General features: G+C 75.2%; 22 protein-coding genes and 1 tRNA gene. 15 read left to right on the top strand and 8 right to left on the bottom strand.

Annotated features, from left to right (window positions below):
* Positions 1-80 precede the first annotated feature (80 nt).
* Genes ACI79D_RS04920 through ACI79D_RS04945 form a run of 6 tightly spaced genes read left to right on the top strand, consistent with a single transcriptional unit; the run spans position 81 to position 5,391 of the window.
* The gene (locus tag ACI79D_RS04920) at positions 81-1,073 is read left to right on the top strand and encodes a SurA N-terminal domain-containing protein (RefSeq protein WP_456917194.1); all 993 of its coding nucleotides are present in this window, start codon (positions 81-83) and stop codon (positions 1,071-1,073) included.
* A 4-nt stretch (positions 1,074-1,077) separates the two neighbouring features.
* Positions 1,078-1,992 carry a MazG family protein gene (locus ACI79D_RS04925; protein WP_456917195.1) on the top strand — a complete coding sequence of 305 codons (915 nt, stop codon included), beginning with the start codon at positions 1,078-1,080 and terminating at the stop codon, positions 1,990-1,992.
* 46 nt (positions 1,993-2,038) lie between these two features.
* Positions 2,039-3,319 (top strand): phosphopyruvate hydratase, encoded by a 1,281-nt coding sequence (eno, locus tag ACI79D_RS04930; protein ID WP_456917196.1) that lies wholly within the window; start codon positions 2,039-2,041, stop codon positions 3,317-3,319.
* Positions 3,320-3,332: 13 nt separating this feature from the next.
* On the top strand, positions 3,333-3,917 hold the full coding sequence (locus ACI79D_RS04935) for an FtsB family cell division protein (RefSeq protein WP_456917197.1): 585 nt from the start codon (positions 3,333-3,335) through the stop codon (positions 3,915-3,917).
* Positions 3,914-4,444 carry a DUF501 domain-containing protein gene (locus tag ACI79D_RS04940; RefSeq protein ID WP_456917198.1) on the top strand — a complete coding sequence of 177 codons (531 nt, stop codon included), beginning with the start codon at positions 3,914-3,916 and terminating at the stop codon, positions 4,442-4,444. Before ACI79D_RS04935 ends, ACI79D_RS04940 begins: the two co-directional genes overlap by 4 nt.
* Positions 4,441-5,391, top strand: coding sequence for a Ppx/GppA phosphatase family protein (locus ACI79D_RS04945; RefSeq protein WP_456917199.1), 951 nt, complete (start codon positions 4,441-4,443; stop codon positions 5,389-5,391). Before ACI79D_RS04940 ends, ACI79D_RS04945 begins: the two co-directional genes overlap by 4 nt.
* Positions 5,392-5,421: 30 nt before the next feature.
* Here the strand turns inward: ACI79D_RS04945 and ACI79D_RS04950 are convergent, their stop codons facing one another.
* Positions 5,422-6,696: a GNAT family N-acetyltransferase gene (locus ACI79D_RS04950; RefSeq protein ID WP_456917200.1), complete on the bottom strand. Its 1,275-nt coding sequence runs from the start codon at positions 6,694-6,696 to the stop codon at positions 5,422-5,424.
* Between the two features lie 151 nt (positions 6,697-6,847).
* Positions 6,848-7,183, bottom strand: coding sequence for a DUF4235 domain-containing protein (locus tag ACI79D_RS04955; protein WP_456917201.1), 336 nt, complete (start codon positions 7,181-7,183; stop codon positions 6,848-6,850).
* Between the two features lie 33 nt (positions 7,184-7,216).
* Between ACI79D_RS04955 and ACI79D_RS04960 the strand changes: the two genes are divergently transcribed.
* The 4 genes from ACI79D_RS04960 (at position 7,217) to ACI79D_RS04975 (ending at position 10,561) form a co-directional block, all read left to right on the top strand.
* Complete coding sequence (locus ACI79D_RS04960) at positions 7,217-8,002, top strand: uracil-DNA glycosylase (protein WP_456917202.1); 786 nt, start codon at positions 7,217-7,219, stop codon at positions 8,000-8,002.
* 9 nt (positions 8,003-8,011) lie between these two features.
* Entirely contained in the window at positions 8,012-9,391 is a 1,380-nt protein-coding gene (locus ACI79D_RS04965) for an NAD(P)/FAD-dependent oxidoreductase (protein WP_456917203.1), read from the top strand.
* Positions 9,392-9,507: 116 nt separating this feature from the next.
* A tRNA-Leu gene (locus tag ACI79D_RS04970) sits at positions 9,508-9,581 on the top strand.
* Between the two features lie 131 nt (positions 9,582-9,712).
* The gene (locus tag ACI79D_RS04975; RefSeq protein WP_456917204.1) at positions 9,713-10,561 is read left to right on the top strand and encodes a Bax inhibitor-1/YccA family protein; all 849 of its coding nucleotides are present in this window, start codon (positions 9,713-9,715) and stop codon (positions 10,559-10,561) included.
* Between the two features lie 169 nt (positions 10,562-10,730).
* On the opposite strand, the gene ACI79D_RS04980 is transcribed toward ACI79D_RS04975, so the two are convergent.
* A complete protein-coding gene (locus ACI79D_RS04980; protein ID WP_456917205.1) occupies positions 10,731-11,951 on the bottom strand; it encodes an acetyl-CoA C-acetyltransferase in 1,221 nt (406 codons plus the stop codon).
* Positions 11,952-12,121: 170 nt separating this feature from the next.
* A complete protein-coding gene (locus ACI79D_RS04985) occupies positions 12,122-13,141 on the bottom strand; it encodes an SGNH/GDSL hydrolase family protein (protein ID WP_456917206.1) in 1,020 nt (339 codons plus the stop codon).
* A 67-nt stretch (positions 13,142-13,208) separates the two neighbouring features.
* On the opposite strand from ACI79D_RS04985, the gene ACI79D_RS04990 reads away from it, so the two are divergent.
* Positions 13,209-14,558, top strand: coding sequence for a DUF2252 domain-containing protein (locus ACI79D_RS04990; protein WP_456917207.1), 1,350 nt, complete (start codon positions 13,209-13,211; stop codon positions 14,556-14,558).
* Here ACI79D_RS04990 and ACI79D_RS04995 read toward each other — a convergent pair.
* Genes ACI79D_RS04995 through ACI79D_RS05010 form a run of 4 tightly spaced genes read right to left on the bottom strand, consistent with a single transcriptional unit; the run spans position 14,524 to position 19,338 of the window.
* Positions 14,524-15,345 (bottom strand): alpha/beta fold hydrolase, encoded by an 822-nt coding sequence (locus ACI79D_RS04995; protein ID WP_456917208.1) that lies wholly within the window; start codon positions 15,343-15,345, stop codon positions 14,524-14,526. The two genes, ACI79D_RS04990 and ACI79D_RS04995, sit on opposite strands and share 35 nt — an antisense overlap.
* Positions 15,346-15,374: 29 nt before the next feature.
* Positions 15,375-15,827: a GNAT family N-acetyltransferase gene (locus ACI79D_RS05000; RefSeq protein WP_456917209.1), complete on the bottom strand. Its 453-nt coding sequence runs from the start codon at positions 15,825-15,827 to the stop codon at positions 15,375-15,377.
* Positions 15,828-15,832: 5 nt separating this feature from the next.
* Positions 15,833-17,845, bottom strand: coding sequence for a VWA domain-containing protein (locus ACI79D_RS05005; RefSeq protein WP_456917210.1), 2,013 nt, complete (start codon positions 17,843-17,845; stop codon positions 15,833-15,835).
* A 2-nt stretch (positions 17,846-17,847) separates the two neighbouring features.
* Entirely contained in the window at positions 17,848-19,338 is a 1,491-nt protein-coding gene (locus tag ACI79D_RS05010; protein ID WP_456917211.1) for a sigma 54-interacting transcriptional regulator, read from the bottom strand.
* A gap of 72 nt (positions 19,339-19,410) precedes the next feature.
* Between ACI79D_RS05010 and ilvA the strand changes: the two genes are divergently transcribed.
* From ilvA to ACI79D_RS05030, 4 genes are all read left to right on the top strand, one after another.
* Positions 19,411-20,634: a threonine ammonia-lyase gene (gene ilvA / locus ACI79D_RS05015; RefSeq protein WP_456917212.1), complete on the top strand. Its 1,224-nt coding sequence runs from the start codon at positions 19,411-19,413 to the stop codon at positions 20,632-20,634.
* A gap of 64 nt (positions 20,635-20,698) precedes the next feature.
* The gene (locus ACI79D_RS05020) at positions 20,699-21,715 is read left to right on the top strand and encodes an ATP-binding cassette domain-containing protein (RefSeq protein ID WP_456917213.1); all 1,017 of its coding nucleotides are present in this window, start codon (positions 20,699-20,701) and stop codon (positions 21,713-21,715) included.
* The gene (locus tag ACI79D_RS05025; protein WP_456917214.1) at positions 21,712-22,518 is read left to right on the top strand and encodes an ABC transporter permease; all 807 of its coding nucleotides are present in this window, start codon (positions 21,712-21,714) and stop codon (positions 22,516-22,518) included. The genes ACI79D_RS05020 and ACI79D_RS05025 overlap by 4 nt, the downstream gene beginning before the upstream one ends.
* 396 nt (positions 22,519-22,914) lie before the next feature.
* Positions 22,915-25,026: a M3 family metallopeptidase gene (locus tag ACI79D_RS05030; protein ID WP_456917215.1), complete on the top strand. Its 2,112-nt coding sequence runs from the start codon at positions 22,915-22,917 to the stop codon at positions 25,024-25,026.
* Positions 25,027-25,104 lie beyond the last annotated feature (78 nt).

The following is a 25,104-nucleotide window of genomic DNA, read 5'->3' on the forward strand; positions in this document are numbered from 1 at the left end:
AGTGGACCCGTGCGCGTGACGCGGACGGATCCACTCCACCTGCGCGGTGGGTCACACCTGTTGTGGCACCCTCGCAAGACGTGCGGACACGTCGCCTGACCACGACCCTGGCCGTCGGCCTCGCCGCGATGGCGGCACTGGCCGCCTGCCGGACGTCACCCAACGTCGCGGCCTACGTCGGGGACGAGCAGGTCACCGTGGCCCAACTGCAGTCGGCGGTCGACGAGCGCCTGTCCAACGCCGACCTGGCCGCGGCGACCCAGGGCCGGGAGGACGAGTTCACCCGGCTGGTGCTCACGCGGCTGGTGCAGGCCGAGGTCTACGCGCGGGCGGCGGCGCAGTACGGCGTCACCGTCGACGACGCCGACGTGCAGGCCCGCATCGACGAGCTCATCGGCGACCAGGACCCTGAGCAGGTCTACGCCCAGGCCGCCGCCCAGGGGGTCGGCCGGGCCGACGTCTTCGAGACCGTCCGGCAGCAGATGGTGCGCCAGGCGATCGCGGCCGAGGAGGGCGTCGACTCCGGCCTGTCGGAGGAGGAGCTGCGGGCCGACTACGCCGAACAGCTGCCCGGCCTCTCCCAGGTCCAGCTCGGCTACGTCACCGTGCCCGACCAGGCCGCCGCTGACGCCGCCGTGGCGACGCTGCAGGCCGACCCCGCCGCGTACCCGGCCGTGGCGGCCCAGTACCCCGGTGACACGACGCTCCCGCAGGTGCAGCCGCGCAGCCCCGACCAGGTGCCGACGGTCATCGCCGACCAGGTCACCGCCGCCGCGCCGAACACGGCCTTCAGCACGACCGTCAGCGAGCTCCCCGGCGTCCTCGTCGTCTTCGTCGGTGAGCCGGTGGCCCCGTCGTTCGAGGAGGTGCGGCCGCAGCTGGAGCAGGCCGCGCAGGCCGAGGCCGACTCGGCCGCGCAGCAGCTGGTCGCCGACGTCCGGGACGGCCTCGACATCGACGTCAACCCGCGCTTCGGCGTCCTGGACGAGGGGCAGATCGTGCCGGACGACAGCGGGGTCGTCGACCTGCTGGACGACGCGGACGGCACCCCTGCGGCCCCTGCCGGAGACTGACCGGGTGCCCGTCGCGCTCGCCGTCACCGTCAGCCCCGTCCTCCCCGGCCTGCTCGGACCCGCCGGCTGGCGGGCGGTCACCGGCGGTCGCCGCGTCGTCGCCCTCCCGTCCGCAGCCGCGACCGCCGCGGCGCTGCGGTCGGCGGGCGTCGCGGTGGACGACGTCCCGGACGCCGCCGCCGCGGCCGCCGCGGCCGACGACGTCGTCGCCCTGGTGACCGGGGAGGACGTCGGCGCCCCCGAGATCGTCGACGGCACCCCGCTCCCGCCGGGGGCGCGACTGCTCGACGTGGTCGCCGTGATGGACCGGCTGCGCTCGCCGGGCGGCTGTCCCTGGGACGCCGAGCAGACCCACGCCTCGCTGCGCGGCTACCTGCTCGAGGAGGCGCACGAGGCCTACGACGCGATCGTCGACGACGACCCGGTCGCGATGCGGGAGGAGCTCGGCGACGTGCTGCTCCAGGTGGTGTTCCACGCCCGGGTGGCCGCCGAGGCCGACCCGGCCCGGCGCTTCGACGTCGACGCGGTCGCCGGCGACCTGGTCGACAAGCTGGTCCGCCGGCACCCCCACGTGTTCGGCGACGCCGGGCCCCGCGACGTCGCGCAGGTCGAGGCCGGCTGGGAGGAGATCAAGCAGGCCGAGAAGCAGCGCCGGTCGCCCACCGAGGGGGTCTCGCGGTCCCAGCCCGCCGCGTCCTGGGGGGCGGCGCTGGTGCGACGGGCCGGCCGGGCCGGCCTGCCCGTGCCCGACCCGGCGGAGCTCTCCGCCCGCAGCCCGGAGGAGCTCGGCGAGCGGCTGCTGGCCGTGGTGAGCGGCGCCGCCCAGCGCGGCTGGGACGTCGAGGACGCGCTGCGCGAGGCGGTCCGGCGCTACGCCGGCGAACTCGACGCCGCAGCCGGGGAGCGCACCGGCTCCTGAGCGGGGCGCGCCCCCGGGCGGTGGCGGGCTGGCTAGGCTGCCCCTCGTGCCCAGCATCGACGCCGTAGGCGCGCGGGAGATCCTCGACTCGCGCGGAAACCCCACCGTGGAGGTCGAGGTCGCCCTCGACGACGGGACGATCACCCGGGCCGCGGTCCCCAGTGGCGCCTCCACCGGCGCGTTCGAGGCGGTGGAGCTGCGCGACGGCGGTGAGCGCTACGGCGGCAAGGGGGTCGGCAAGGCCGTCGACAACGTCCTCGACGTCATCGGCCCCGAGCTGGTCGGCTACGACGCCGCCGAGCAGCGGCTCATCGACCAGCGGCTGCTCGACCTGGACGGGACGCCGAACAAGGAGCGCCTCGGCGCGAACGCGATCCTCGGCGTGAGCCTCGCGGTGGCCAAGGCCGCCGCCGAGTCCGCCGGGCTGCCGCTGTTCCGCTACGTCGGCGGCCCGTCGGCGCACCTGCTGCCGGTGCCGATGATGAACATCCTCAACGGCGGTGCCCACGCCGACAGCAACGTCGACGTGCAGGAGTTCATGATCGCCCCCATCGGCGCGGCGACCTTCACCGAGGCGCTGGCCATGGGCACCCAGACCTACCACGCGCTCAAGGCCGTGCTGAAGGGCCGCGGGCTGTCCACCGGGCTCGGCGACGAGGGCGGCTTCGCCCCCGACCTGCCCAGCAACCGGGACGCGCTCGACCTCATCGCCGAGGCCGTCGAGAAGGCCGGCTACAGCCTCGGCACCGACATCGCCCTCGCACTGGACGTCGCCGCCACCGAGTTCCACGGCGACGGCGGCTACGACTTCGAGGGCCAGACCCGGTCGGCCGAGTACCTCACCGACTACTACGGCGAACTGGTCGACGCCTACCCCATCGTGTCCATCGAGGACCCGCTGTCCGAGGAGGACTGGGACGGCTGGGTGGCGCTGACCGCGGCGCTGGGCGACCGCGTGCAGCTGGTGGGCGACGACCTGTTCGTCACCAACCCGGCGCGGCTGGCCGACGGCATCTCACGCAGGGCGGGCAACGCGCTGCTGGTGAAGGTCAACCAGATCGGCACGCTCACCGAGACGCTCGACGCGGTCAACCTGGCCCACCGCAACGGCTACCGCTGCATGATGAGCCACCGCTCGGGCGAGACCGAGGACACCACGATCGCCGACCTCGCCGTCGCGACCGACTGCGGGCAGATCAAGACCGGCGCCCCGGCGCGCAGCGAGCGGGTGGCGAAGTACAACCAGCTGCTGCGCATCGAGGAGGAGCTGGACGAGGCCGCCCGATACGCGGGTGCCGCGGCGTTCCCGCGGCTCGGCGGCCGATGAGGTCCCTGCGCCGATGAGCGCTCCGCGGAGCCGCCGGGGCGGTTCGGGAGCGGTCCCGCCCGTCCGGCGTCGCTCCACCGGGCGCCCGCTGTCGAACGCCGCGTCCCGCCCGGTCCCGGCCGGCTCCCGCTCCGGTGCGGGCAGCCGGCCGGAGGCCCGCCGGCCCGGACGCCGCTCGCCGCGGTCGGCCACCGGCTCGGCCACGCCGCGGCGGCCGCTGTTCACCGGCCGTGCGGTGGTGCTCGGGGGGCTGGTCCTGCTGCTCGCGCTCACCCTGGCCGGGCCGGTCCGCCAGTTCCTCGCCGGCCGCGCCGAGCTGACCCGGCTGGCCGCCGAGGGCACCGCCCTCGACCGGCGGGCGGAGGAACTGCAGGCCCAGCTCGAGCGCCAGGCCGACCCGGACTACACCGCGCGGCAGGCGCGGGAGCGGCTCACCTACGTCCTCCCCGGTGACCGGCTGGTCGTCGTCGTCGACGGCGACGCCGTGGAGGGCGACGCCGGCACCGTCCCCGAGCCGGCCGACGACGAGCTGCCCTGGTACGACGCCCTGCTGCAGTCGGTCGCCGTGGCCGACGGGGACGAGGAGCCCGCCGAGTGAACCAGCCCAGTGCGCCCGGGCGGAGCGTCCGGGAGCCGGTCGGCCCGGAGGAGCGCGAGATCGTCGCCCGCCAGCTCGGCCGGCCGCCGCGGGCCCTGCGTGCCGTGGCGCACCGCTGTCCCTGCGGGCAGCCCGACGTCGTCCAGACCTCGCCGCGGCTGGAGGACGGCACCCCGTTCCCGACGCTGTACTACCTGACCTGCCCCCGGGCCAACGCCGCGGCCAGCCGGCTGGAGTCCACCGGCCGGATGCGTGAGTGGCAGGCCGACCTGGGCACCGACCCCGAGCTCGCCGCGGGGTACCGCGCCGCCCACGAGGCCTACCTGGCCGAGCGCGACGCTCTCGGCGAGCTGCCCACCCGCAACACCGCCGGCGGCATGCCCGACCGCGTGAAGTGCCTGCACGCGCTCGCCGGTCACGCGCTCGCCGCGGGCCCCGGGGTCAACCCGATCGGCGACCGGGCGGTGGCCGAGATGGGGGAGTGGTGGGCCCAGGGCCCCTGCGCCCCCCAGGAGGAGCAGAAGTGACCCGTGTGGCCGCGATCGACTGCGGCACCAACTCCATCCGCCTGCTGGTCGCCGACGTCCCGCCCGACGGGCCGCACACCGACCTGCTGCGCCGCATGGAGGTCGTCCGGCTCGGCCAGGGGGTCGACGCCACGGGGCGGCTGGCGCCCGAGGCGATCGAGCGCACCCGCGTCGTCCTCGCCCAGTACGCCGCGCAGGCGCGCGAGCTCGGTGCGACGGCGGTGCGCATGGTGGCCACCAGCGCCAGCCGGGACGCCGCCAACCGCGCCGACTTCGAGGACATGGTGGTGGCCACGCTGGGCCAGCTCCCCGACGTCGTCCCCGGCGACGAGGAGGCGCGGCTGTCCTTCCTCGGCGCCACCGCGTCACTGGACGCCGCGGTCACCGCGCACGGCCAGCCCGCCCCGAAGGCGCCCTACCTGGTCGTCGACATCGGCGGCGGGTCCACGGAGTTCGTCCTCGGGGACGCCGGCGGCGTCCGCGCGGCCCGCTCCGTCGACGTCGGCTGCGTCCGGCTGACCGAGCGGCACCTGCACGGCGACCCGCCCACGGCCGACGAGATCCAGCGCGCCGAGGCCGACATCCGCGCCGCGCTCGCCGAGGTGGCCGCGGTGGTGCCGGTCGGCGAGGCGGCGACGCTGGTGGGGCTGGCCGGCTCGGTGACCACGGTCGCCGCGCTGGCGCTCGGGCTGCCCGCCTACGACCCGGTCGCCATCCACGGGTCGCGCATCCCCGTCTCCGCCGTCCGCTCGGTGACCGCGGGGCTGCTGACCGCCACGCGGCAGCGGCGCGCGGCCGAGCCGGTCATGCACCCCGGCCGGGTCGACGTCATCGGCGCCGGCTCCCTGGTCCTGCGGGTGGTCATGGACGCCTTCGCCCTCGACGACGTCGTCGTCAGCGAGCACGACATCCTCGACGGCATCGCGCTGGGGCTCGCCGGGCGTTGACCCGCGGGCGCGGGCCGCGCCGTCCGGGGGCTACGTGCGGGCGCGGAGGGTGCGCAGGCCGTGCATGACGGTGCGGGCGAGCTCACGTGCCCGGCCGCGGAGCGCCCGCCGGGCCAGCGCGAGGGCGCCCCCGCACACGGCGGTCCCGGTGAGGTAGCCGGCCGAGCCCAGCAGCCCGGGGCGGGCCAGCATGATCCGCGTGGTCGTCACCTCGTCCGGACGCCAGCGGAGCTTGTAGTCCTCCTCCCCGCGGAGGAAGGAGTACTCCTGCTTCTCCAGCCGCGCGGCCCGCTCGAGGGCGCCGCTGACCAGGAGGACGGCGGTGTCCATGTGCTGCCGGAGCTCCGGGGAGATGCCGGCGAGGTAGTACGCCAGCTGCCGGTGCCCGACGAGGTCGACCTCGCTGGCCATCACCTGGCCGTCCAGGCGGTACTCGACCAGCACCGCCTGGTCCCGCTCGATCATCGCCGCGACGGCCTCGGCGAGGTGGCGCCGGAACCGGTCGGTGAGGTGCTCGGGGTTGCCGCGGCGGCCGGCCCACTGGGCCTCGTGCAGCCGGATCAGGTCGGCGACGGCCCCCGGGACGGCCGCCGGGGTCACCTCGGTGCGCTGTACACCGAGCTTCTCGATCTTGCGCAGCTTGCGCTTCAGAGTCCCGGCGGTCCGCGCCGGCACGCGGGCGAGGACCTCCGCCACCGGCAGCGCCGGCAGTTCGAGGATCACCGATCCGGTCGCCCGCCGCACCCGGCCCGGCCAGTCCTCCGCCCAGCGCTGGGCAGCGCCGTCCGGGAGCACCTCGGGCAGGTCGACCAGGCGCCAGCCGGGCACCTGCAGCAGCGCCTGCACCAGCCGCGGCCCGGCGTCGGGCACCGCCGGGTCCACCAGGACGTCGGTGTGGTCGGAGAGGTCCCCGCCCAGCGGGGCGAGCACGTGGACCAGCCCGCGGCGGACCCGGTGCAGCGCCGCCGCGGCGACCAGGACGTCGCCGTCCCACACGGTGACGACGACGAGCCGGCCGGCCGGCACGTAGGCCCGCGCCCAGGCGCTGGTCCACGCGTGCGTCTGGAAGGGGGTCGCGGAGGGGCAGCGGGCCCACAGGTCGTCCCAGGCACCTGCCAGGGCGTCCAAGGCGGCCTGGTCGCGGGCGTACCGCAGGTGGGCCGTCGGCGGCAGGGGCCGGCCGGCGGGCGCAGGACCCCGGTCCGCGCCCGGGGACTCCGGAGCCCGGGCCGGCGCGGTGTCCTCGGCGCGCCCGACCTCCTCGGCCGGGACAGCGGTGCCGGGACCGTGCCCGGCGAGAGACACCGTTGTGTCCAACGTCCACACTCCTCACCCACGCGCCGGCACGTCGCCGGTCCCGGTCGCTGACCGAACTGAGGCTAGGTGGGGGGCGGAGTGCTGACGAACCCCGAAAGGGGGAAACTGCGCCGGCTTCTCGGGGCCGCTGCGCGCCGGGTCAGGGGCGCGGGCTCTCGCTGTTCACGCCGGGCGGCAGCTTGCCGGTCAGCTTCTCGTAGGCGGCCGCGGCCCCGCGGGCCGCGGCGAGCCGGCCGGCCGCGACGGCCACGCCGGACACGGCCGCCCACGCCAGGGCCTCGCCCCAGCCGACACCGGGCGCGGCGGGGTTCCGGGGCGGGGTCGAGCCGCGGACGGCGTACCAGCCGGCGTCGGTGAGCCTGCGGACGGCGATCCCCGTCCCGGCCGCCATGCCGGTGCCCAGGAGCTTCCAGGTGATCGGCGACTTCTGCGTCTTCTTCCGGGCCACGAAGGTGATCATGCCGCCCCGGTCCACGGGGGCGCCTCCCCGGATGGTCAACTGACGCGCGTGGTCACCGACGCCGCCGGGTTCCCCGTGACCCGCAGCCCCGCCGGCGTGGTCCGCGCAGCGCGGGGCGCCCGCGACCTCGCCGTCCTCGACAGCCGCGTCTCCGGCTGCCGGGCGTGCCCCCGGCTGGTGGCCTGGCGGGAGGAGGTGGCCGAGGTGAAGCGGGCCTCGTTCCGGGAGTGGGAGTACTGGGGCCGCCCGGTTCCGGGTCTCGGCCCGGCCGACGCCCGCATCGCCGTCGTCGGGCTGGCTCCCGCCGCCCACGGCGGGAACCGCACCGGGCGGGTGTTCACCGGCGACCGCAGCGGCGACTGGATCTTCGCCGCGCTGTGGCGTGCCGGGCTGGCCAACCAGCCGACGTCCACCCACGTCGGGGACGGGCTGGAGCTCCGCGACGTCCGCGTGGCCGCCGCCGTCCGGTGCGCGCCGCCGGCCAACGCGCCGACGCCGGAGGAGCGGGACACCTGCTCCCCGTGGCTGGCCCGGGAGCTGGCCCTGCTGCCGCGGCTGCGGGTCGTCGTCGTCCTCGGGGGCTTCGGCTGGACGGCGCTGTGGCCGGTGCTCGCCGCGGCCGGCTACCGGCTGCCCCGCCCGCGGCCGGCGTTCGGGCACGGCGTCGAGGTGACCCTCGAGGGGCCGCGCGGGCCGCTCACCCTGCTGGGCAGCTACCACGTCAGTCAGCAGAACACCTTCACCGGCAAGCTGACCGAGCCGATGCTCGACGCGGTGCTGTCCCGGGCCACCGAAGTCGCCGCGACGGTGCCGGGACCGCCGTCCGCCCCCTAGGCTCCCCCCATGGCGCAGCGACCCGTGGTCCTGGTCGTGGGCGGCGGCTACGTCGGCCTCTACACCGCCCTCCGGCTGCAGAAGCGGCTCTCTCGGGGGCGGGCGGAGATCGTCGTCGTCGACCCGCAGCCGCACATGACCTACCAACCGTTCCTCCCGGAGGCGGCGGCCGGCTCGGTGGAGCCCCGCCACGTGGTGGTGCCACTGCGCCGCACGCTGCCGCGGTGCCGGGTCATCACCGGCGCGGTCACGGGCCTGAGCCACGCCGACCGGCGGGCCAGCATCGCGCCCATCGAGGGGGAGCCCTTCGATCTCTCCTACGACGTGCTGGTCATGGCGGCCGGCTCGGTCGCGCGGACGCTGCCCATCCCGGGGCTGGCCGAGCACGGCATCGGGTTCAAGAACGTCGGCGAGGCCATCTACCTGCGCAACCACGTGCTCGCGCGGCTCGACGCGGCCAGCTCCACCGACGACCCGCAGGTGCGCCGCCGGGCGCTGACCTTCACCTTCGTCGGCGGCGGGTACGCCGGCGTCGAGGCGTTCGCCGAGCTCGAGGACATGGCCCGGTACGCGGTCGAGCACTACTACCCGCGGCTGTCCCCGGCCGACATGCGCTGGGTGCTGGTCGAGGCGATGGGGCGGATCCTGCCCGAGGTCGACCTGGACATGGCCGCCTGGACGGTCAAGCAGCTCACCGCCCGGGGCATGGACGTGCGGCTCAACACCCGGCTGGAGTCCGTGAGCGACTGCCACGTCCAGCTCAGCGACGGCGACGAGTTCGACAGCGACACCCTGGTCTGGACGGCGGGCACCAAGCCCAACCCGATGCTGACCCGCACCGACCTGCCGCTCGACCAGCGCGGCCGGGTCGTGTGCGAGCCGACCCTCCAGGTGCGTGGGCTGGAGGACGCCTGGTCGGCCGGTGACCTCGCCGCCGTCCCCGACGTCACCAAGGACGACCCCGCCGCCACCACCGCGCCCAACGCGCAGCACGCCGTCCGGCAGGCCAAGCGGCTGGCCGACAACATCGTGCTGTCGCTGCGCGGCGAGCAGCCGGTGCCCTACCGGCACGAGTACGCCGGGTCGGTGGCCAGCCTCGGCCTGCACAAGGGCGTCGCCCAGGTCTACGGCGTGAAGCTCAAGGGCTGGCCGGCGTGGTTCATGCACCGCAGCTACCACGTCAGCCGGGTGCCGACCTTCAACCGCAAGGCGCGGGTGGTCGCCGACTGGACCCTCGCCGCGGTGTTCCGCCGCGAGGTCATCTCCCTCGGCCAGCTGCAGGACCCGCGGCGGGAGTTCGTCGCGGCGGCCAACACCGGCCGCGCCGGCCAGCTGCCCCCGCCGTCGGCGGCCGACCGCGCGCAGTCGGGCTCGGCGCAGGCGAGCTGACCGGTCTCACCGGTCGCCGCGCAGTGCCGCGGCGGCGTCCTCCGGCGGTCGAGGCGGCCCTGCGGGCCCTGCTCGCGGTGGGCGCCGCCCGACGGGGTTAGCGTTCCGGCGACGCAGCCCCCGTAGCCCAATCGGCAGAGGCAGGCCCCTTAAAAGGGTCCCAGTGTCGGTTCGAACCCGACCGGGGGCACGTCCGACCCCCTCGTCCGGGTGCCCGGGGAACTCCCAGGAACGCGCAGGGCCGCTCGGGCGTTGACCTGACCGAGTGGAGTCGAGCACCGTTGACCCCACGAACCGCCCGGTCACCTCGAGGAGATGACGATGCCCAGCCACAACCCGGTCTTCGGACGGGGCTTCGCGAACGCCGCTGCCGGCAACGGCCAGCAGTACGGCCAGTGGGGTGGTGCACCGCAGTACGGCGCCCCCCAGTACGGCGCCCCGACGCAGGACCCGTACGCCGCGCCGTCGCCGTACGCCCGGTCCCCGTACGCGCCGTCGACGACGCGCTACATGACGATGGACGACGTCGTCCAGAAGACGGGGCTGTCCTTCCTCGTCACCGTGCTCGCGGCCGCCGCCACCTGGGCGCTGCTCCCGCAGGAGCTGGCGTTCGGCCTGGCCCTGCCCGCGGTCCTGGTGGCGTTCGTGCTGGGCCTGGTGATCTCGTTCAAGCAGATCGCCAACCCCGCGGCGACCCTCGCCTACGGCGCGCTGTACGGCATCGCGCTCGGCGCCATCAGCGAGGCGTTCAACAACCTCTGGCCCGGCATCGTCATGCAGGCGGTCATCGGCACCTTCGGTGTCTTCGCCGGCATGCTCGTCGTCTACAAGACCGGCGCCATCCGGGTCACCCCGAAGCTGACCCGGTGGATCGTCGGCGCGATGTTCGGCGTCCTGGCGCTGATCCTGGTCAACCTGGTCGTCAGCCTGTTCGTGGGCGGTGACGCCCTCGGCCTGCGCAGCGGTGGCCCGGTCGCCATCCTGTTCAGCGTCATCGTGATCGGTGTGGCGGCGTTCTCGCTGCTGCTCGACTTCGACATGGCCGACGAGGCGATCCGCCGCGGCGCGCCGGCCAAGTTCGCCTGGTACATCGCCTTCGGCCTGCTCGTGACGGTCGTCTGGCTGTACCTGGAGATCCTGCGGCTGCTGTCCTACCTGCAGAACGACTGAGCAGACCGCCGCACCACCTGACAGTGGCCCGGTCCCCGCGAGGGGGCCGGGCCACTGGCCGTTCAGGGGGGTCCCCGCCGCCGGGAGCGTCCCCGCCGCGATCATGGCGCCGTGACCGGCTGAGGGCGGTGCCGCGTGGTCACGGCGCCATGATCGTCGGGTCAGCCGCTCAGGAGAGCCGCTCCAGGACCATCGCCATGCCCATGCCGCCACCGACGCACATCGTCTCCAGGCCGAAGGTCTTGTCCTTGGTCTGCAGGCCGTTGATCAGCGTGCCGGTGATGCGGGCGCCGGTCATGCCGAACGGGTGGCCGACGGCGATCGCCCCGCCGTGCACGTTGAGCCGGTCGATGTCGATGCCCAGGTCGCGGTAGCTGGGGATGACCTGCGCGGCGAACGCCTCGTTGATCTCCACCAGGTCGATGTCGCCGATGCTCATGCCGGCCCGCTGCAGCGCCAGCTTGGAGGCGTCCACCGGGCCGTAGCCCATGATCTCCGGCGACAGCCCGGTCACCGCGGTCGAGACGATCCGCGCCAGCGGGGTCAGCCCGAGGTCGCGGGCCTTGGTGTCGCTCATGACCACGACCGCGGCGGCGCCGTCGTTGAGCGGGCAGGCGTTGCCCGCGGTGACCCGCCCGTCGGGGCGGAACACCGGCTTGAGCCCGGCGATGCCCTCGAGCGTGGTGCCGGGGCGCGGGCCGTCGTCGGTGCTGACCACCGTGCCGTCGGGCGTGGTGACCGGGGTGATCTCGCGCGCCCAGAAGCCGTCGGCGATGGCCTGCTCGGCGAGGTTCTGGCTGCGGACGGCGAACTCGTCCATCTCCTGCCGGGAGACGTCCTTGAGCAGCGCCAGGTTCTCGGCGGTCTGCCCCATGGCGACGTAGATGTCGGGCAGCTCGCCGTTCTCCCGCGGGTCGGTCCAGGAGTCGGCGCCGCTCTCGGCGGTCTTGGCCACCCGAGCCTGGGCCTCGGCGAACGCCGGGTTCTTCGTGTCGGGCAGGGAGTCGCTGCTGCCCTTGGCGAAGCGGGACACCATCTCGACGCCGGCCGAGACGAACACGTCGCCCTCGCCGGCCTTGATCGCGTGCATGGCCATGCGGGTGGTCTGGAGCGAGGACGAGCAGTAGCGGGTGACCGTCGTGCCGGGGAGGTGGTCCATGCCGAGCAGCACGCTCACCACGCGGGCCATGTTGTAGCCCTGCTCCCCGCCGGGGAGCCCGCAGCCCAGGATCAGGTCGTCGATGTCGGTCGGGTCGAGCGCGGGCACCTTCTCCAGCGCCGCCCGCACGATCGTGGCGGTCAGGTCGTCGGGCCGCAGGTCCTTGAGCGAGCCCTTGAACGCGCGCCCGATGGGGGAGCGGGCGGTCGCGACGATGACGGCTTCGGGCATGGGTCCTCCACGATGAGGCGGATCCGACGGGGGACGCCGGACGTCGGGTCGCCCCGAACCTACTCCCCGGTAACGCCCGCGCGGTGCCGGTCAGCCGTGTCCACTGCCCGACCTCCGCGCGCCGGTCCGATCCTCGCCCGCCGGCGCTGCGATGCTCCCGCCGCGGTCGGTCAGGCGATCGGCGTCTCGGCGGCGCGCTCGGCCTGCTCGGGGGTCGGCAGGTCCGGCGGGCGACGGCGGCGCAGCCGCGCCCAGGGTCCGCGCGGGCCGGTGTCCGAGCCCCGGACCGCGGTGGCCTGCACCTCCGTGCCGGTGCGGCCCGCGGCCCGCGCGGCGGCCCGGGCGACCGGACGGACGGTGTCGCGGCGCAGGTTCCGCAGCCCGCGGTCGGCGGCCGCCGGCCAGACGCCGAGCGCGTCGGCGACCGAGGGCAGCAGCACCGCGGCCGCGGCGGCGTACCCGGCCGCGCTCGGGTGGAACTCGTCGACGCTGAACAGGCCGCGGTCCTCGGCGAAGCGCGGGCCGAGGACCGAGCCCAGCGACACCGTCCGCCCGCCGGCCTCGACCACGGCGATGGTCTGCGCGGCGGCCAGCTGCCGGCTCCAGCGACGGGCCAGCAGCCGCAGCGGCTGGCCGATCGGCCGGATCGTGCCGAGGTCCGGACAGGTGCCGACGACGACCTCCGCGCCGGACTCGACCAGCCGGCGGACGGCGTCGCGCAGGTGCCGCACCGAGGTGGAGAGGCGGGTGCGGCTGGTGACGTCGTTGGCCCCGATCATGATCGTCACGACGTCCGGCTGCTCGACGAGGGCCTTGTCGACCTGCTCCTCGAGCTCGTAGGACTCCGCCCCGGAGACGGCCAGCCGGACCAGCCGGACCGGCCGTTCGGCGAGCTCGGCGAGGGCGGCGGCCAACAGCACGCCGGGGGTCTCGGCGGCCCGCTCCACGCCCAGCCCCACCGCGCTGGAGTCGCCGAGGACGGCGAGGACGATCGGCTTGCCGCGGCCGCGGCCGTAGACGCCGTTGCCGGAGGGCGGGTCGGCCTTCGACGTCCGTGCCTCGACCTTTCGCCGGGCGGCGCGCGCCTGGGTCCGCAGCAGGGCGACCAGCCCGGCCCCGGCGAGCCCCAGCCCGCCGCCGCCGTAGGCCGCACCGGTGGCCAGTCGCCATGCCGTGCCCGCTCGAGTCACCGCCACCCCGTCCGCCAGCTGCGCCGATCGCCTGTCCCGCAGGTTAACCGCCCCCTACGGTCCCCCCATGGCGCATTCCCTCGCAGGGGTCAGCGGTGACCGTTCCCGGCAGATCGTCGACGTGCTGGTCGACGCGTTCTCCGAGCTGATGACCGCGGACGCCGACGCCTTCCGCACCAAGTTCCGCAAGATGGCGGCCGACCCGTTCGCGTTCTACCGGGGCAGCGCCTGCCTGTTCTACGCCGACATGGCCGAGCAGGAGGACCGCTGGTGCGACGAGCGGACCAGCCGGGTGTGGATCCAGGGCGACCTGCACGCCGAGAACTTCGGCACCTACATGGACGGCGCCGGCCGGATCGTCTTCGACGTCAACGACTTCGACGAGGCCTACCTGGGGCACGTCAGCTGGGACCTCCGCCGGTTCACCGCCAGCTTCGCGCTGCTGGCCTGGCGCAAGGCCCTCGGGGACGACGTCATCGCCGACCTGCTCCGCCGGTACCTGCACGCCTACCTCGACCAGGTCGCGGCGTTCACCCGGCTCGACGACGACCGGACCTTCGCCCTGGTCAAGGAGAACACCGAGGGTGCCGTGCACGAGGCCATCCTGCGGACGACGGCGCGCACCCGGCAGGCGCTGTTGGACCGGATGACCGTGGTGGAGAACTTCGAGCGGCGCTTCGCCGAGGGGCCCCGCAACCGCCGGCTGGAGGACGCCGAGCGCGACCGGGTGCTCGCCGCCCTCGACCGGTGGCGGGACACGGTGTACCCGCCCCGCCGGCGGCGGGACGTCGCCTACGACGTGAAGGACGTCGTCGCCACGGGCGGCTTCGGCATCGGCAGCGCCGGGCTGCCCGCCTACAACGTGCTCATCGAGGGGTACGACCAGGCTCTGGAGAACGACGTCGTCCTCTCCCTGAAGCAGGGCAACGTGCCGGCGCCGAGCCGGATCGTCCGGGACCCCGCCATCCGCGGCTACTTCGAGCACGAGGGCCACCGGACGGCGGTCAGCCAGCGGGCGCTGCAGGCCAACGCCTCGCAGTTCCTCGGGCACACCGAGATCGACGGCGTCGGGTTCGTCGTCCAGGAGCTCTCGCCCTACGAGGTCGACCTGGACTGGGAGGACCTCACCGAGCCCGAGGAGATCGCGCCGGTCATGACCCAGCTGGGGCGGGCGACGGCGAAGGTGCACTGCGTCGGTGACGTCGACAGCGACCACACGCTGGTGTCGTTCCAGACCGAGGAGGCGATCACCGCGATGGTCGGCGACCGCCGCGAGGAGTTCACCGAGGACGTCGTCGCGTTCGCCGCGGCGTACGCCCGGCGCACCCAGGAGGACCACCGGTTGTTCGTCGACGCCTTCCGCGCCGGGGACATCCCGGGGATCAGCTCGAGTGGCGCCCAACCGGTGCGCCGGTGACCCGGTCCGGCAGGTACCCGGCGATGCAGGCGGCGAGGTCGGCCGCCCGCCAGCGGTGCGCGATGCCGGGGATCTCGGCGCGCTCGGCGGAGGGGAGGGCCGCGACGATCGACTCGGCGGCGGCCGCCATGAACGGGAAGGTGGACGCGCCGAGGAGCACCGCCGTAGGCATCGTGACCGAGGCCCACAGCTGCCGCCGCGGCGCGGACTGCGTCCACGCCAGCGCCTCGGCGTCGGCCTCGAGGGTGGGTGCCATCCGCTCGAACAGCGGCCAGTGCGGCCCGGAGCGCATCTGCTCGAACCACTCCGGGGGCATGTCCTCGGTCCACAGCCGCCAGAGCCCCTCCCGGTCGTCGGCGGCCACCAGCGCCCGGACGGCGGCGAGGTACTCCGCGCCGGTGGTGCCCTCCTCGTCGTCGAGGGGCACCTCCCAGAGCACCAGCCGCTGCACGCCGGGGAGCTCCGCCGCGGCGGCGAGGGCGATCGCGCCGCCGGAGGAGCTGCCGTACAGCCAGGCGCGCCCGCCGACCACGCCGAGCAGGGCCCGGATCGCGGCCACCTCCCCGGCCAGCCCGAACGGCGGGTCGCCGCCGCTGTCGCCGCGGCCCGGCCGGTCGTGGTGGACGACGTCGAAGCCGCGCGCGGCCAGCTCGCCGCTCAGCGCGCGGGTGTCGGGGTCGACGGCGCGGAACTGCCCGGCACCGTCGACCAGGATCACCGGCTGGCCGGCGCCCTCCCGGTCGTAGGCGATCGGCACGCCGTCCGCGGTCCGCACGTACTCGGTCATGCGGTGCAGACCCCGTCCGGCCGCGGAACTCAGCGCCCGCCCGGCTCCCGCAGCATCCCGAGGTGCGGCCCGATGCCGGGCTTGTCGTAGGGGCCGGCGACCACGGTGAACCCCTGGCGCTCGTAGAAGCCCGCGGCCGTGGTCCGCGCGTCGCACCACAGCAGGTCCCCGCCGCGCGCCGCGACCAGGGCGACTGCGGCGTCGAGCAGGGCCCGGCCGACGCCGGTGCCGCGGGCGGCGGGATCGGTGGCCATGCCGCGCAGCTGCCACGGGGCGCGCGCCTGGCGCCACGGGCAGGGCGCGGGGGAGAGGCGGGCCACGCCGAGCACCTCGCGGTCCGCGCTGCGCGCCGCGAGGTGCACCGTCGCCGGGTCGTCGTCCCCGGGCATGCCGGCCGGGCCGCCGTTCCGCAGGACGGCGCTGCGCAGCGGCAGGACCACGTCGAGGCCGACTTCCTCGACGGTCACGGTGGTGCTGTCCACGCCGTTCAGCGGGCCCGACGGCCCCGGCGGGTGCGCAGGTAGTCGGCGACCACGTACTCGCCGAGCCGCTCGCTGTCGGGGGTGAACACCCGGCCGCCGGCCCGCTGGGTGATGTCGTGGACGAAGTGCACCAGCCCGGGCTCCGGGTCGAGGGCGAAGACGTTCATCGTCGCCCCGGACCGGGCCACCCGCTCCACCTCGGCGACGGTGCGCGCGATCGTCTCCGGCATCGGCGGCCAGCAGAAGAACGGCGTCCCGTCGTCCTCGAGGTGGGCGGTGGGCTCGCCGTCGGTGACCACCAGGACCACCGGCTCGGCGTCCCGGTGCCGGGCGAGGAACCGGCGGGCCAGGATCAGCCCGTGCTGCAGGTTGGTGCCCTGCAGCGTGTCCACCGACAGCTCGGCGAGGGTCTCCGGGCGCAGCACCTGCGCGGTGGAGGAGAACCCGATGATCTGGATCGCGTCCTGCGGGAAGCGGGTGGTCACCAGCGAGTGCAGCGCCATCGCCGTGGACTTGGCCGCCCCCCAGGTGCCGCGCAGCGCCATCGAGTAGGAGAGGTCGACCAGCAGGGCGACCGCTGCGCCGCTGCGCCGCTCGGTCTCGGCGACCTCGAAGTCCTCGACGGCGATCCGGACGTGCCGGTCGTTGGTCGTGCCGGGGGTGGTGGGGTGGGCTCGACGACGAGGCTCGTGCGCGGTGCGCAGGACCGCGTTCTTCACCGTCCGGACGACGTCCAGCGGCTGCTCGTCGCCGAACTGCCACTCGCGGCTGCCGCCGGTCAGCTCCCCTGCGGCGCCGGCGTCGGCCATGTCGTGGTCGCCGCGGCCGGTGGCGTCGAGCTTCGCGAACACCCGCCGCAGCGCGGTGGCCCCCAGCCGGCGGACCGCCTTGGGGGAGAGCTCCAGCTTGCCGTCGGAGCGGTTCAGGTACCCCTGGCGCTCCAGCTCCCGCTCCAGCTGGCGCAGCGCGGCGAGGTCGTCGACTGCCGGCCGGCCCAGCGCCCGCTCCAGCAGCTCCTCGTCGACGTCGGCCAGCGAGGCGCCGGCGTAGCCCTGGGAGAGCTGGTTGGACAGCGCCTCGAGGTCGGCGAGCTCGGCCACCGCGCTGGTCGCGTCGCCCAGGCCGAGCGACTGCTCGCCGTCGGGCACCTGCCCGCGCTGGCCCCACGGCAGGTCGGGTCGGGCCTGGCGGAGCGCGTCCTGCAGGTGCGCCATCTCGCTGGCCAGGCCCATGTCGGCCATGGTCTGCGCCATCAGGTCGGCCAGCTCGGCGCGCTGCTCGGCGGAGAGCCCGGCCATCATCCGCTCCTGCGCGGCGGCCCGGCGGGCGAGGGAGTCGATGAGCTCGTCGATGGACTGCGGGTCGTCCGGGAAGAACTGCCCGTGCTTGTCCATGAACTCGGCGAACTGCTCGTCGGTGTCCTCGCCGCGGTTGTGCGCGTCGATGAGCTGCGAGAGGTCGGCGACCATGTCCTTGACCGCCTGCATGTCCTGCTCGGTGGCGTTCTGCAGCGCCTGCTTCATCGAGGCGAAGGAGCTGTCGAGCACCTCCCGGCGCAGCAGGTCCTGGATCTGCTCGTAGGCCTGCCGGCCCTCCGGCGAGCGCCAGTCGTAGTCCTTGAGCGCCCGGACGGCGCCGGCGGTGTCCTCCGGCAGCGCGTCGAGCTCGGCCTCGGCCAGGCGGGCGGCGTCGTCGGGGTCGGGGAACAGCTCCCGCCGCTCGGCCTCCAGGGCCCGGTCGAGCAGCTCGCGGACCTCCTGGAGGGTGCCGTCCATGCGCCCGGCCTGGCGGGCCTGGCGCAGCCGGTCGCGCACCGACCGGCGCAGCTCGTCCAGGCCGCGCCGGCCGTCCATGCCCCGGCGCAGCAGCTCGCGCAGGGCCTCGCGGACCCCGCTGCCGCCGAGCACCGAGTCGCCGATCTCGTCGACAGCGCTGCCCAGGTCGTAGGGCGGGGCCAGCGGGTCGGGCCCGCCGTGCCATCTCGAGTAGCGGTGGCCGCGACCGCGGCGCGAGGTCATGGTCAGGCCCCGTAGACCGTGCGCGGGCCGTCGGTGTCCTTGGCCAGCCGCCGGGTGAGGTAGAGCCCCTCGAGCGCGAACTCCACCGCGGCGGCGGCCTGCTCGGCCGACTGCTCGCCCTCCGGCACGCCCAGCCGGCCCAGCAGCTCGGCCAGCTTCGGGATGGTGCCGAGCTGACCCAGCAGCGCCGCGGCGGGCACCAGCTCCCCGGACTCGACGGTCTCCCCGCCGGTGAAGTGCTCCTGCAGGCCGGTGAGGTCCAGGCCGGCACAGCGGGCGCGGAAGGTCTGGGCGGTCGCCTGGCGCAGCAGGTGCTCGAGGATCTCCAGCTCCCGCTCGTCGTCCGGGTCGGTGCCCGCGTCGGCGAACTCGACCTTGCCGCGGCTGGCCGGGACGACGCTGGGCAGGTCGACCACCCGCGCCACCGGCCGGGTCTCCCCGGCCACGGCGGCCCGGCGGACGGCGGAGGCGGCGACGGTCTCCAGCCCGGCGATGGCGAACCGGGCGCTGACCCCGGAGCGCTGGTCGACGTGGCTGGACTCGCGCACCAGCCGGGCGAAGCGGGCGACGATCTCGGCGAGGTGCTCGGGGATGACCGGCGCGTCGAAGTGCCCGTCGCCCGCCGCGGTGCCCTGCGGTCCAGCACCCGTCCCGCCGAGCCAGCTGGTGTGCGCCTCCTGGTGCAGCAGCCGGATCTCGTCGGCGAGCTCGAGCGGGTAGTGGGTGCGCACCTCGGCGCCGAAGCGGTCCTTGAGCGGGGTGATGATCCGCCCGCGGTTGGTGTAGTCCTCGGGGTTGGCGCTGGCCACGAGCAGCAGGTCCAGTGGCAGCCGCACCCGGTAGCCGCGGATCTGGATGTCGCGCTCCTCGAGCACGTTGAGCAGCGCCACCTGGATCCGCTCGGCGAGGTCGGGCAGCTCGTTGACGCTGAAGATGCCCCGATTGGTGCGCGGCACCAGGCCGTAGTGCACCGTCTCGGGGTCGCCCAGGGTGCGGCCCTCGGCGACCTTGATCGGGTCGACGTCGCCGATGAGGTCGCCGACGCTGGTGTCCGGCGTCGCCAGCTTCTCCCCGAAGCGCTCGCTGCGGTGCAGCCAGCCGACCGGCGTCGCGTCGCCGTGCTCGGCGATCTGCCGGTGCGCCCAGACGCTGATCGGGTGCAGCGGGTGCTCGTTGAGCTCGCTTCCGGCCAGCACCGGCGTCCACTCGTCGAGCAGGCCGACCAGCGTGCGGATCAGCCGCGTCTTGCCCTGGCCGCGCTCGCCGAGGAGCACGAGGTCGTGGCCGGCGATGAGGGCGCGTTCCACCTCGGGGACCACGGTGTCCTCGAACCCGACGATGCCGGGGAGCGTGGGCTCGCCGGCGCCCAGGCGGGTGAGCAGGTTGGCGCGGATCTCGGCCTTGACCGGCCGGAAGGTGGCCCCGCCGTCGCGGAGCTCGCCCAGGGTCGTGGGGGCGGGGGGAGCGGAGGCTGTGGTGCCCGGGTCCGTCACCCCAGCCACGGTACGACGCCGCTGCCGGTGGGGGCACCCGTTCGGCGGCTCCTGCCTGCGAGGATCGCTCCCGTGGTCGCAGCACGGGTGCCTCTGGTCAGCGGGGCGGACGTCGACGCCGCGGCCGCCCTCCTCGACGGCGTCGTCCGGCACACGCCGCTGGAGCACTCCCGCGCGCTGGCGGAACGGGCCGGCGGGGCGGTGTGGCTCAAGTGCGAGAACCTGCAGCGCACCGGCTCGTTCAAGATCCGCGGCGCGTACGCCCGGCTGGCCCGCCTGAGCGCGGACGAGCGGGCCCGCGGCGTCGTCGCCGCCAGCGCCGGCAACCACGCCCAGGGCGTCGCGCTGGCCGCGCAGCTGCTCGGCATCCGCGCCACGGTGTTCATGCCGGCACAGGCTCCGCTGCCCAAGGTGTCGGCCACCCGCGGGTACGGCGCGGACGCCCGTCTCGTCGGCCACGACCTCACCGAGGCCATGGCGGCGGCGGTCGACCACGCGCAGCGCACCGGCGCGGTGTTCATCCACCCGTTCGACCACCCCGACGTCATCGCCGGCCAGGGCACCGTGGGCCTGGAGGTGCTCGAGCAGTGCCCGGACGTCTCCACCGTCGTCGTCTGCACCGGCGGGGGCGGGCTGGTGTCGGGGATCGCCGCGGCGGTGAAGTCCCGCCGTCCGGACGTGCGCGTGGTCGCCGTCCAGGCCGAGGCGGCGGCCGCGTTCCCCGGGTCGCTGGCCGCCGGCCGGCCCGTGGCGCTCGCCGGGATGGCGACGATGGCCGACGGCATCGCCGTCGGCGCACCGGGCGAGCTCACCTTCGCCCACGTCCGCGACCTGGTCGACGAGGTGCGCACGGTCAGCGAGGAGGACCTCTCCCGCGCGCTGCTGTTCTGCCTGGAGCGGGCCAAGCTCGTGGTCGAGCCGGCCGGAGCCGCGGCCGTCGCCGCCGTGCTGGCCGACCCCGCGGCCTTCCGACCGCCGGTGGTGGCCGTCGTCTCCGGGGGCAACATCGACCCGGTGCTGCTGCTGAAGGTCGTGCAGCACGGCATGGCGGCGGCCGGCCGGTACCTGCGGCTGCGGCTGCGGGTGCCCGACCGCCCGGGGTCGCTGGCGGCGGTGCTCACCGAGCTGGCCGATACCGGCGCCAACGTGCTGGAGGTCGAGCACGAGCGCACGGCGACCCGCCTGGACCTCGGGGAGGTCGAGGTGTTCGTCGTCCTGGAGACCCGCGGTCCCGAGCACGCCGAGGAGGTCCTCGGCCGGCTGGCCGACGCCGGCTACGCGGTCACCACCGGCTGAGGGCGGACGCCGGCGCGGGAAAACCGGTCGGGGAGTGTCGCACCTCGCACCTACCGTGCCCGTCATGAGCGACGCGATGGTCGTCGAGGGGCTGGTCAAGCGGTTCGGCGCGACCACCGCACTCGACGGGGTGGACTTCACCGTGGCCGAGGGGGCGGTGCTCGGGCTGCTCGGGCCCAACGGCGCCGGCAAGACGACGGTGGTGCGCATCCTCACCACCCTGCTGCGGGCCGACGCCGGGCGGGCGGAGGTGGTGGGGCTCGACGTGGTGCGGGAGGCCGACGCGGTGCGCTCCTCCATCGGGCTGACCGGGCAGTACGCGGCCGTCGACGAGTACCTCACCGGGTTCGAGAACCTGGAGATGGTCGGCCGGCTGTACCGGCTCGGCCGCCGGGAGGCCCGGGTGCGGGCGGGCGAGCTGCTCGATCGGTTCGACCTGACCGGCGCCGCCGACCGGCCGGCCAAGACCTACTCGGGCGGCATGCGCCGGCGGCTGGACATCGCCGCCTCGCTGATCGCCCGGCCGCGCGTGCTCTTCCTCGACGAGCCCACCACGGGGCTGGACCCGCGCAGCCGGCTGTCGATGTGGGAGTTCATCGCCGACCTCGCCGGCGGCGGGACGACGATCCTGCTGACCACCCAGTACCTGGAAGAGGCCGACCGGCTCGCCGACCGGATGGTGGTCATCGACCGGGGGCGGGTGATCGCCCGCGGCACCGCCGACGAGCTCAAGGCGCAGGTCGGCGGGCAGCGGCTGGAGCTGACCGTGGGCGACGCCGGCGACCTCAAGGAGGCCGTCGGCCGGCTGCGGGTGCTCGCGGTCGACGAGCCGCGGCTGGACGAGTCGACCCGCCGGCTCTCCCTGCCGGTCAGCGGCGGGACCGACGACCTGGCCACGGCGCTGGGCCTCCTGGAGGGCAGCGGCATCGAGGTGCTCGACGTCGGCCTGCGCCGGCCCGACCTCGACGACGTCTTCCTGACCCTCACCGGCCACGCGGCGGAGGACGCCGCCGCGGAGGACGACGGCAACGGCACCGGGGCCGACCGGGCGCCGGCGCGGTCCGGGGGAGGTGCCCGATGAGCGCGCTGGGCGTGGCCCTCTCCGACGGCCTGACGATCACCCGCCGCAACCTGATCAAGGTCAAGCGGGTGCCGGACCTGATCGTCTTCGCGACGCTGTCGCCGATCATGTTCGTGCTGCTGTTCCGCTACGTGTTCGGCGGGGCGATCCTGCTGCCCGACGGCATCAGCTACGCGGAGTTCCTGCTGCCCGGGATCTTCGCCCAGACGGTCGTGTTCGGGAGCACCATCACCGGCGCGAGCCTGGCCGAGGACCTGCAGAAGGGGCTCATCGACCGGTTCCGGTCGCTGCCGATGTCGCGGTCGGCGGTGCTCGTCGGCCGCACGGTGGCCGACCTCGGGCTCAACGCCGTCTCCATCGTGGTGATGGCGCTGACCGGGCTGGTCGTCGGCTGGCGGATCCACTCGTCGGTCGGCGAGGCGATCGCCGGGTTCCTGGTGCTGCTGGTGTTCGCCTTCGCCATCTCGTGGCTGATGGCGGTCGTCGGGCTGCTGGTCCGCACCCCGGAGGTCGTCAACAACGCCAGCTTCATCGTGATCTTCCCGCTGACGTTCGTGGCCAACACGTTCGTGCCGCTGGAGACCTTCCCCGCGGTGCTGCGGACCTTCGCGGAGTGGAACCCGGTGTCCGCCGTCGTGCAGGCCGCCCGTGAGCTGTTCGGCAACACGGTGCCCGGCGCCCCGGTGCCGGACGCCTGGCCGCTGCAGAACCCGGTGCTCTACTCGGTGATCTGGACGGCGGTGATCCTGGCGGTGTTCGTGCCCCTGTCGGTGCGGCTCTACCAACGCACCGCGAGTAGGTGAGGTGGACCGGTCGCGGAGGCCCGGAGGGTCTCCCGACCGGGACACGGGGAGGGGGCTCGACGGCGGTCGGGGACGGCACGTGGCCGCGGTGCGGTTCCTGCGGGTGGGGGCCGGAGGCTCCCCGAGCGGGGACGGGGGTCTGGGGCTCGACGGCGGTCGGGGACGGCACGTGGCCGCGGTGCGGTTCCTGCGGGTGGGGGCCGGAGGCTCCCCGAGCGGGGACGGGGGTCTGGGGCTCGACGGCGGTCGGGGACGGCACGTGGCCGCGGTGCGGTTCCTGCGGGTGGGGGCCGGAGGCTCCCCGAGCGGGGACGGGGGTCTGGGGCTCGACAGCGGCCGGGGACGGCACGTGGCCGCGGTGCGGTCCGGAGGACCGCAGTGACATCGTGGGCGCCGATGAGCGCCGTCGACACCGCCCCCGCCGTCCCCTCCGCCGACAACCCGCTGCTCGCGCCGTCCCCGCTGCCGCTGCAGCTGCCGCCGTTCGCGGCGACCACCCTGGAGCACTGCCGCGAGGCGATGCTCGCCGGGATGGCCGAGCAGCGCGCCGAGGTGGCCGCCGTCGTCGGCTCGCCGGAGCCGCCCACGTTCGAGAACACCGTGGTCGCGCTCGAGCGGTCCGGGCGGCTCTACCGCCGCGCCGGGGCGGTGTTCCACAACCTCGCCTCGTCGGTCTCCTCCGACCGGCTGCGGGAGATCGAGCGCGAGCTGGCGCCCCTGGAGTCCGCGCACGCCGACGCCCTGCGCCTGGACCCGGCGCTGTTCGCCCGCATCGACGCCGTCCACGCCGCCCGGCACGAGGCCGGACTGGATGCCGAGGCGGTCCGGCTGGTGGAGCGCTACCACCTGGACTTCGTGCTCTCCGGCGCCCGCCTGGACGACGCCGGCCGGGCCCGGCTCTCGGAGCTGAACGGGGAGCTGTCCGCGCTGTCGACGACGTTCGGCCAGAACCTCCAGGTCGCGACCGAGGCCGCGGCGGTGGTCGTGGCCGACGCCGCCGAGCTCGACGGGCTGGGGCAGGAGCAGGTGGCCGCCGCCGCCCGCGCGGCCGGCGACCGCGGCGTCGAGGGCCACCTGCTGCCGCTGCTGCTGCCCACCGGCCAGCCGGTGCTGGCCAAGCTGCGCAACCGCGACCTCCGCCGCCGCGTCTTCGAGGCCTCGGTGGACCGGGCGTCGGACGGCGAGCACGACAACGGCCCGATCGCGGCGCGGATCGCCCGGCTGCGGGCCGAGCGGGCCCGGCTGCTCGGCTTCGACACGCACGCCGACCTGGTGCTCGCCGACTCGACCGCGCGGACCACCGCGGCGGTCGACGGGATGCTCGCCCGGATGGTGGGACCGTCCCTGGCCAACGCGCAGGCCGAGGCGGCCGTGCTGGCCGAGGTCGCCGCCGCCGACGGGGTGACCGACCTCGCGCCGTGGGACTGGGCGTTCTACAGCGAGCGGGTGCGGGCGGAGCGGTACGCCGTCGACACCGCGGCCCTGCGGCCCTGGTTCGAGCTGGAGCGCGTGCTGGTGGACGGCGTCTTCCGGGCCGCCGAGCTGCTGTACGGGTACCGCTTCACCCCGCGGCCGGACCTCGCCGGCTACCACCCCGACGTCCGTGTCTGGGAGGTCACCGGCGAGGCGGGGGAGACCGTCGGCCTCTACCTCGGCGACTACTACGCGCGGGAGGGCAAGCGGGGCGGCGCGTGGATGAGCTCGTTCGTCACCCAGTCCCGGCTGCTGGACACCAAGCCCGTGGTGGTCAACAACCTCAACGTCACGCGCGGCGCCGACGGGCAGCCGACGCTGCTGACCCTCGACGAGGTCGACACGCTCTTCCACGAGTTCGGCCACGCGCTGCACGGGCTGAGCTCGGCGGTCACCTACCCCCGGTTCGCCGGCACCAGCGTGCCCCGCGACTTCGTCGAGTTCCCGAGCCAGGTCAACGAGATGTGGGCCCTGTGGCCGGAGGTGCTCGGCAACTACGCCCGGCACGTCGAGACGGGGGAGCCGCTGTCGGCCGGCGTGGTCGAGGCGATCGAGGCGGCCCGGCTGTGGGGTGAGGGGTTCGCGACGCTGGAGTACCTGGCGGCCACCCTGCTCGACCAGGCCTGGCACCGCATCACCCCGGAGACGGAGGTCGGCGACCCGGCGGAGTTCGAGCGGGCCGCCCTGGAGGCCGCCGGCGTCGCCTACGCGCTGGTCCCGCCGCGCTATCGAACGACGTACTTCCAGCACGTCTTCGCCGGCGGCTACGCGGCCGGCTACTACTCCTACATCTGGTCGGAGGTGCTCGACGCCGACACCGTGGAGTGGTTCCGGGAGAACGGCGGCCTGCGCCGGGAGAACGGCGACGTCTTCCGCGAGCGGCTGCTGGCGGTCGGGGGGTCGGTCGACCCACTGGAGGCCTTCCGCGCCGTCCGGGGCCGGGACGCCGACCCGACGCCGCTGCTGCGCCGCCGCGGGCTGCTCAGCCCCGCGGCCACGGGGCTGGACTCCGGGGAGGGCCAGGACCCCAGCTGAGACCGCCGAGCGGGGGGGGCACCGGGCGGTGTGGTCGCGGGGGGGCTAACCCGCCGGGGGGGTCAACCCCCGCGAGCC

It is taken from the genome of Geodermatophilus sp. SYSU D00708 (assembly GCF_054050115.1).

Bases quoted from the DNA above. Each gene is read 5' to 3' on its own strand.
- ACI79D_RS05020 (WP_456917213.1), top strand. From the start codon at position 20,699: ATGAGCGACGCGATGGTCGTCGAGGGGCTGGTCAAGCGGTTCGGCGCG.
- ACI79D_RS04990 (WP_456917207.1), top strand. From the start codon at position 13,209: ATGGCGCATTCCCTCGCAGGGGTCAGCGGTGACCGTTCCCGGCAGATC.
- ACI79D_RS04965 (WP_456917203.1), top strand. From the start codon at position 8,012: ATGGCGCAGCGACCCGTGGTCCTGGTCGTGGGCGGCGGCTACGTCGGC.
- ACI79D_RS05030 (WP_456917215.1), top strand. From the start codon at position 22,915: ATGAGCGCCGTCGACACCGCCCCCGCCGTCCCCTCCGCCGACAACCCG.
- ACI79D_RS05005 (WP_456917210.1), bottom strand. From the start codon at position 17,845: ATGACCTCGCGCCGCGGTCGCGGCCACCGCTACTCGAGATGGCACGGC.
- ACI79D_RS04995 (WP_456917208.1), bottom strand. From the start codon at position 15,345: ATGACCGAGTACGTGCGGACCGCGGACGGCGTGCCGATCGCCTACGAC.
- ACI79D_RS04975 (WP_456917204.1), top strand. From the start codon at position 9,713: ATGCCCAGCCACAACCCGGTCTTCGGACGGGGCTTCGCGAACGCCGCT.
- ACI79D_RS05025 (WP_456917214.1), top strand. From the start codon at position 21,712: ATGAGCGCGCTGGGCGTGGCCCTCTCCGACGGCCTGACGATCACCCGC.
- ACI79D_RS04980 (WP_456917205.1), bottom strand. From the start codon at position 11,951: ATGCCCGAAGCCGTCATCGTCGCGACCGCCCGCTCCCCCATCGGGCGC.
- ACI79D_RS04935 (WP_456917197.1), top strand. From the start codon at position 3,333: ATGAGCGCTCCGCGGAGCCGCCGGGGCGGTTCGGGAGCGGTCCCGCCC.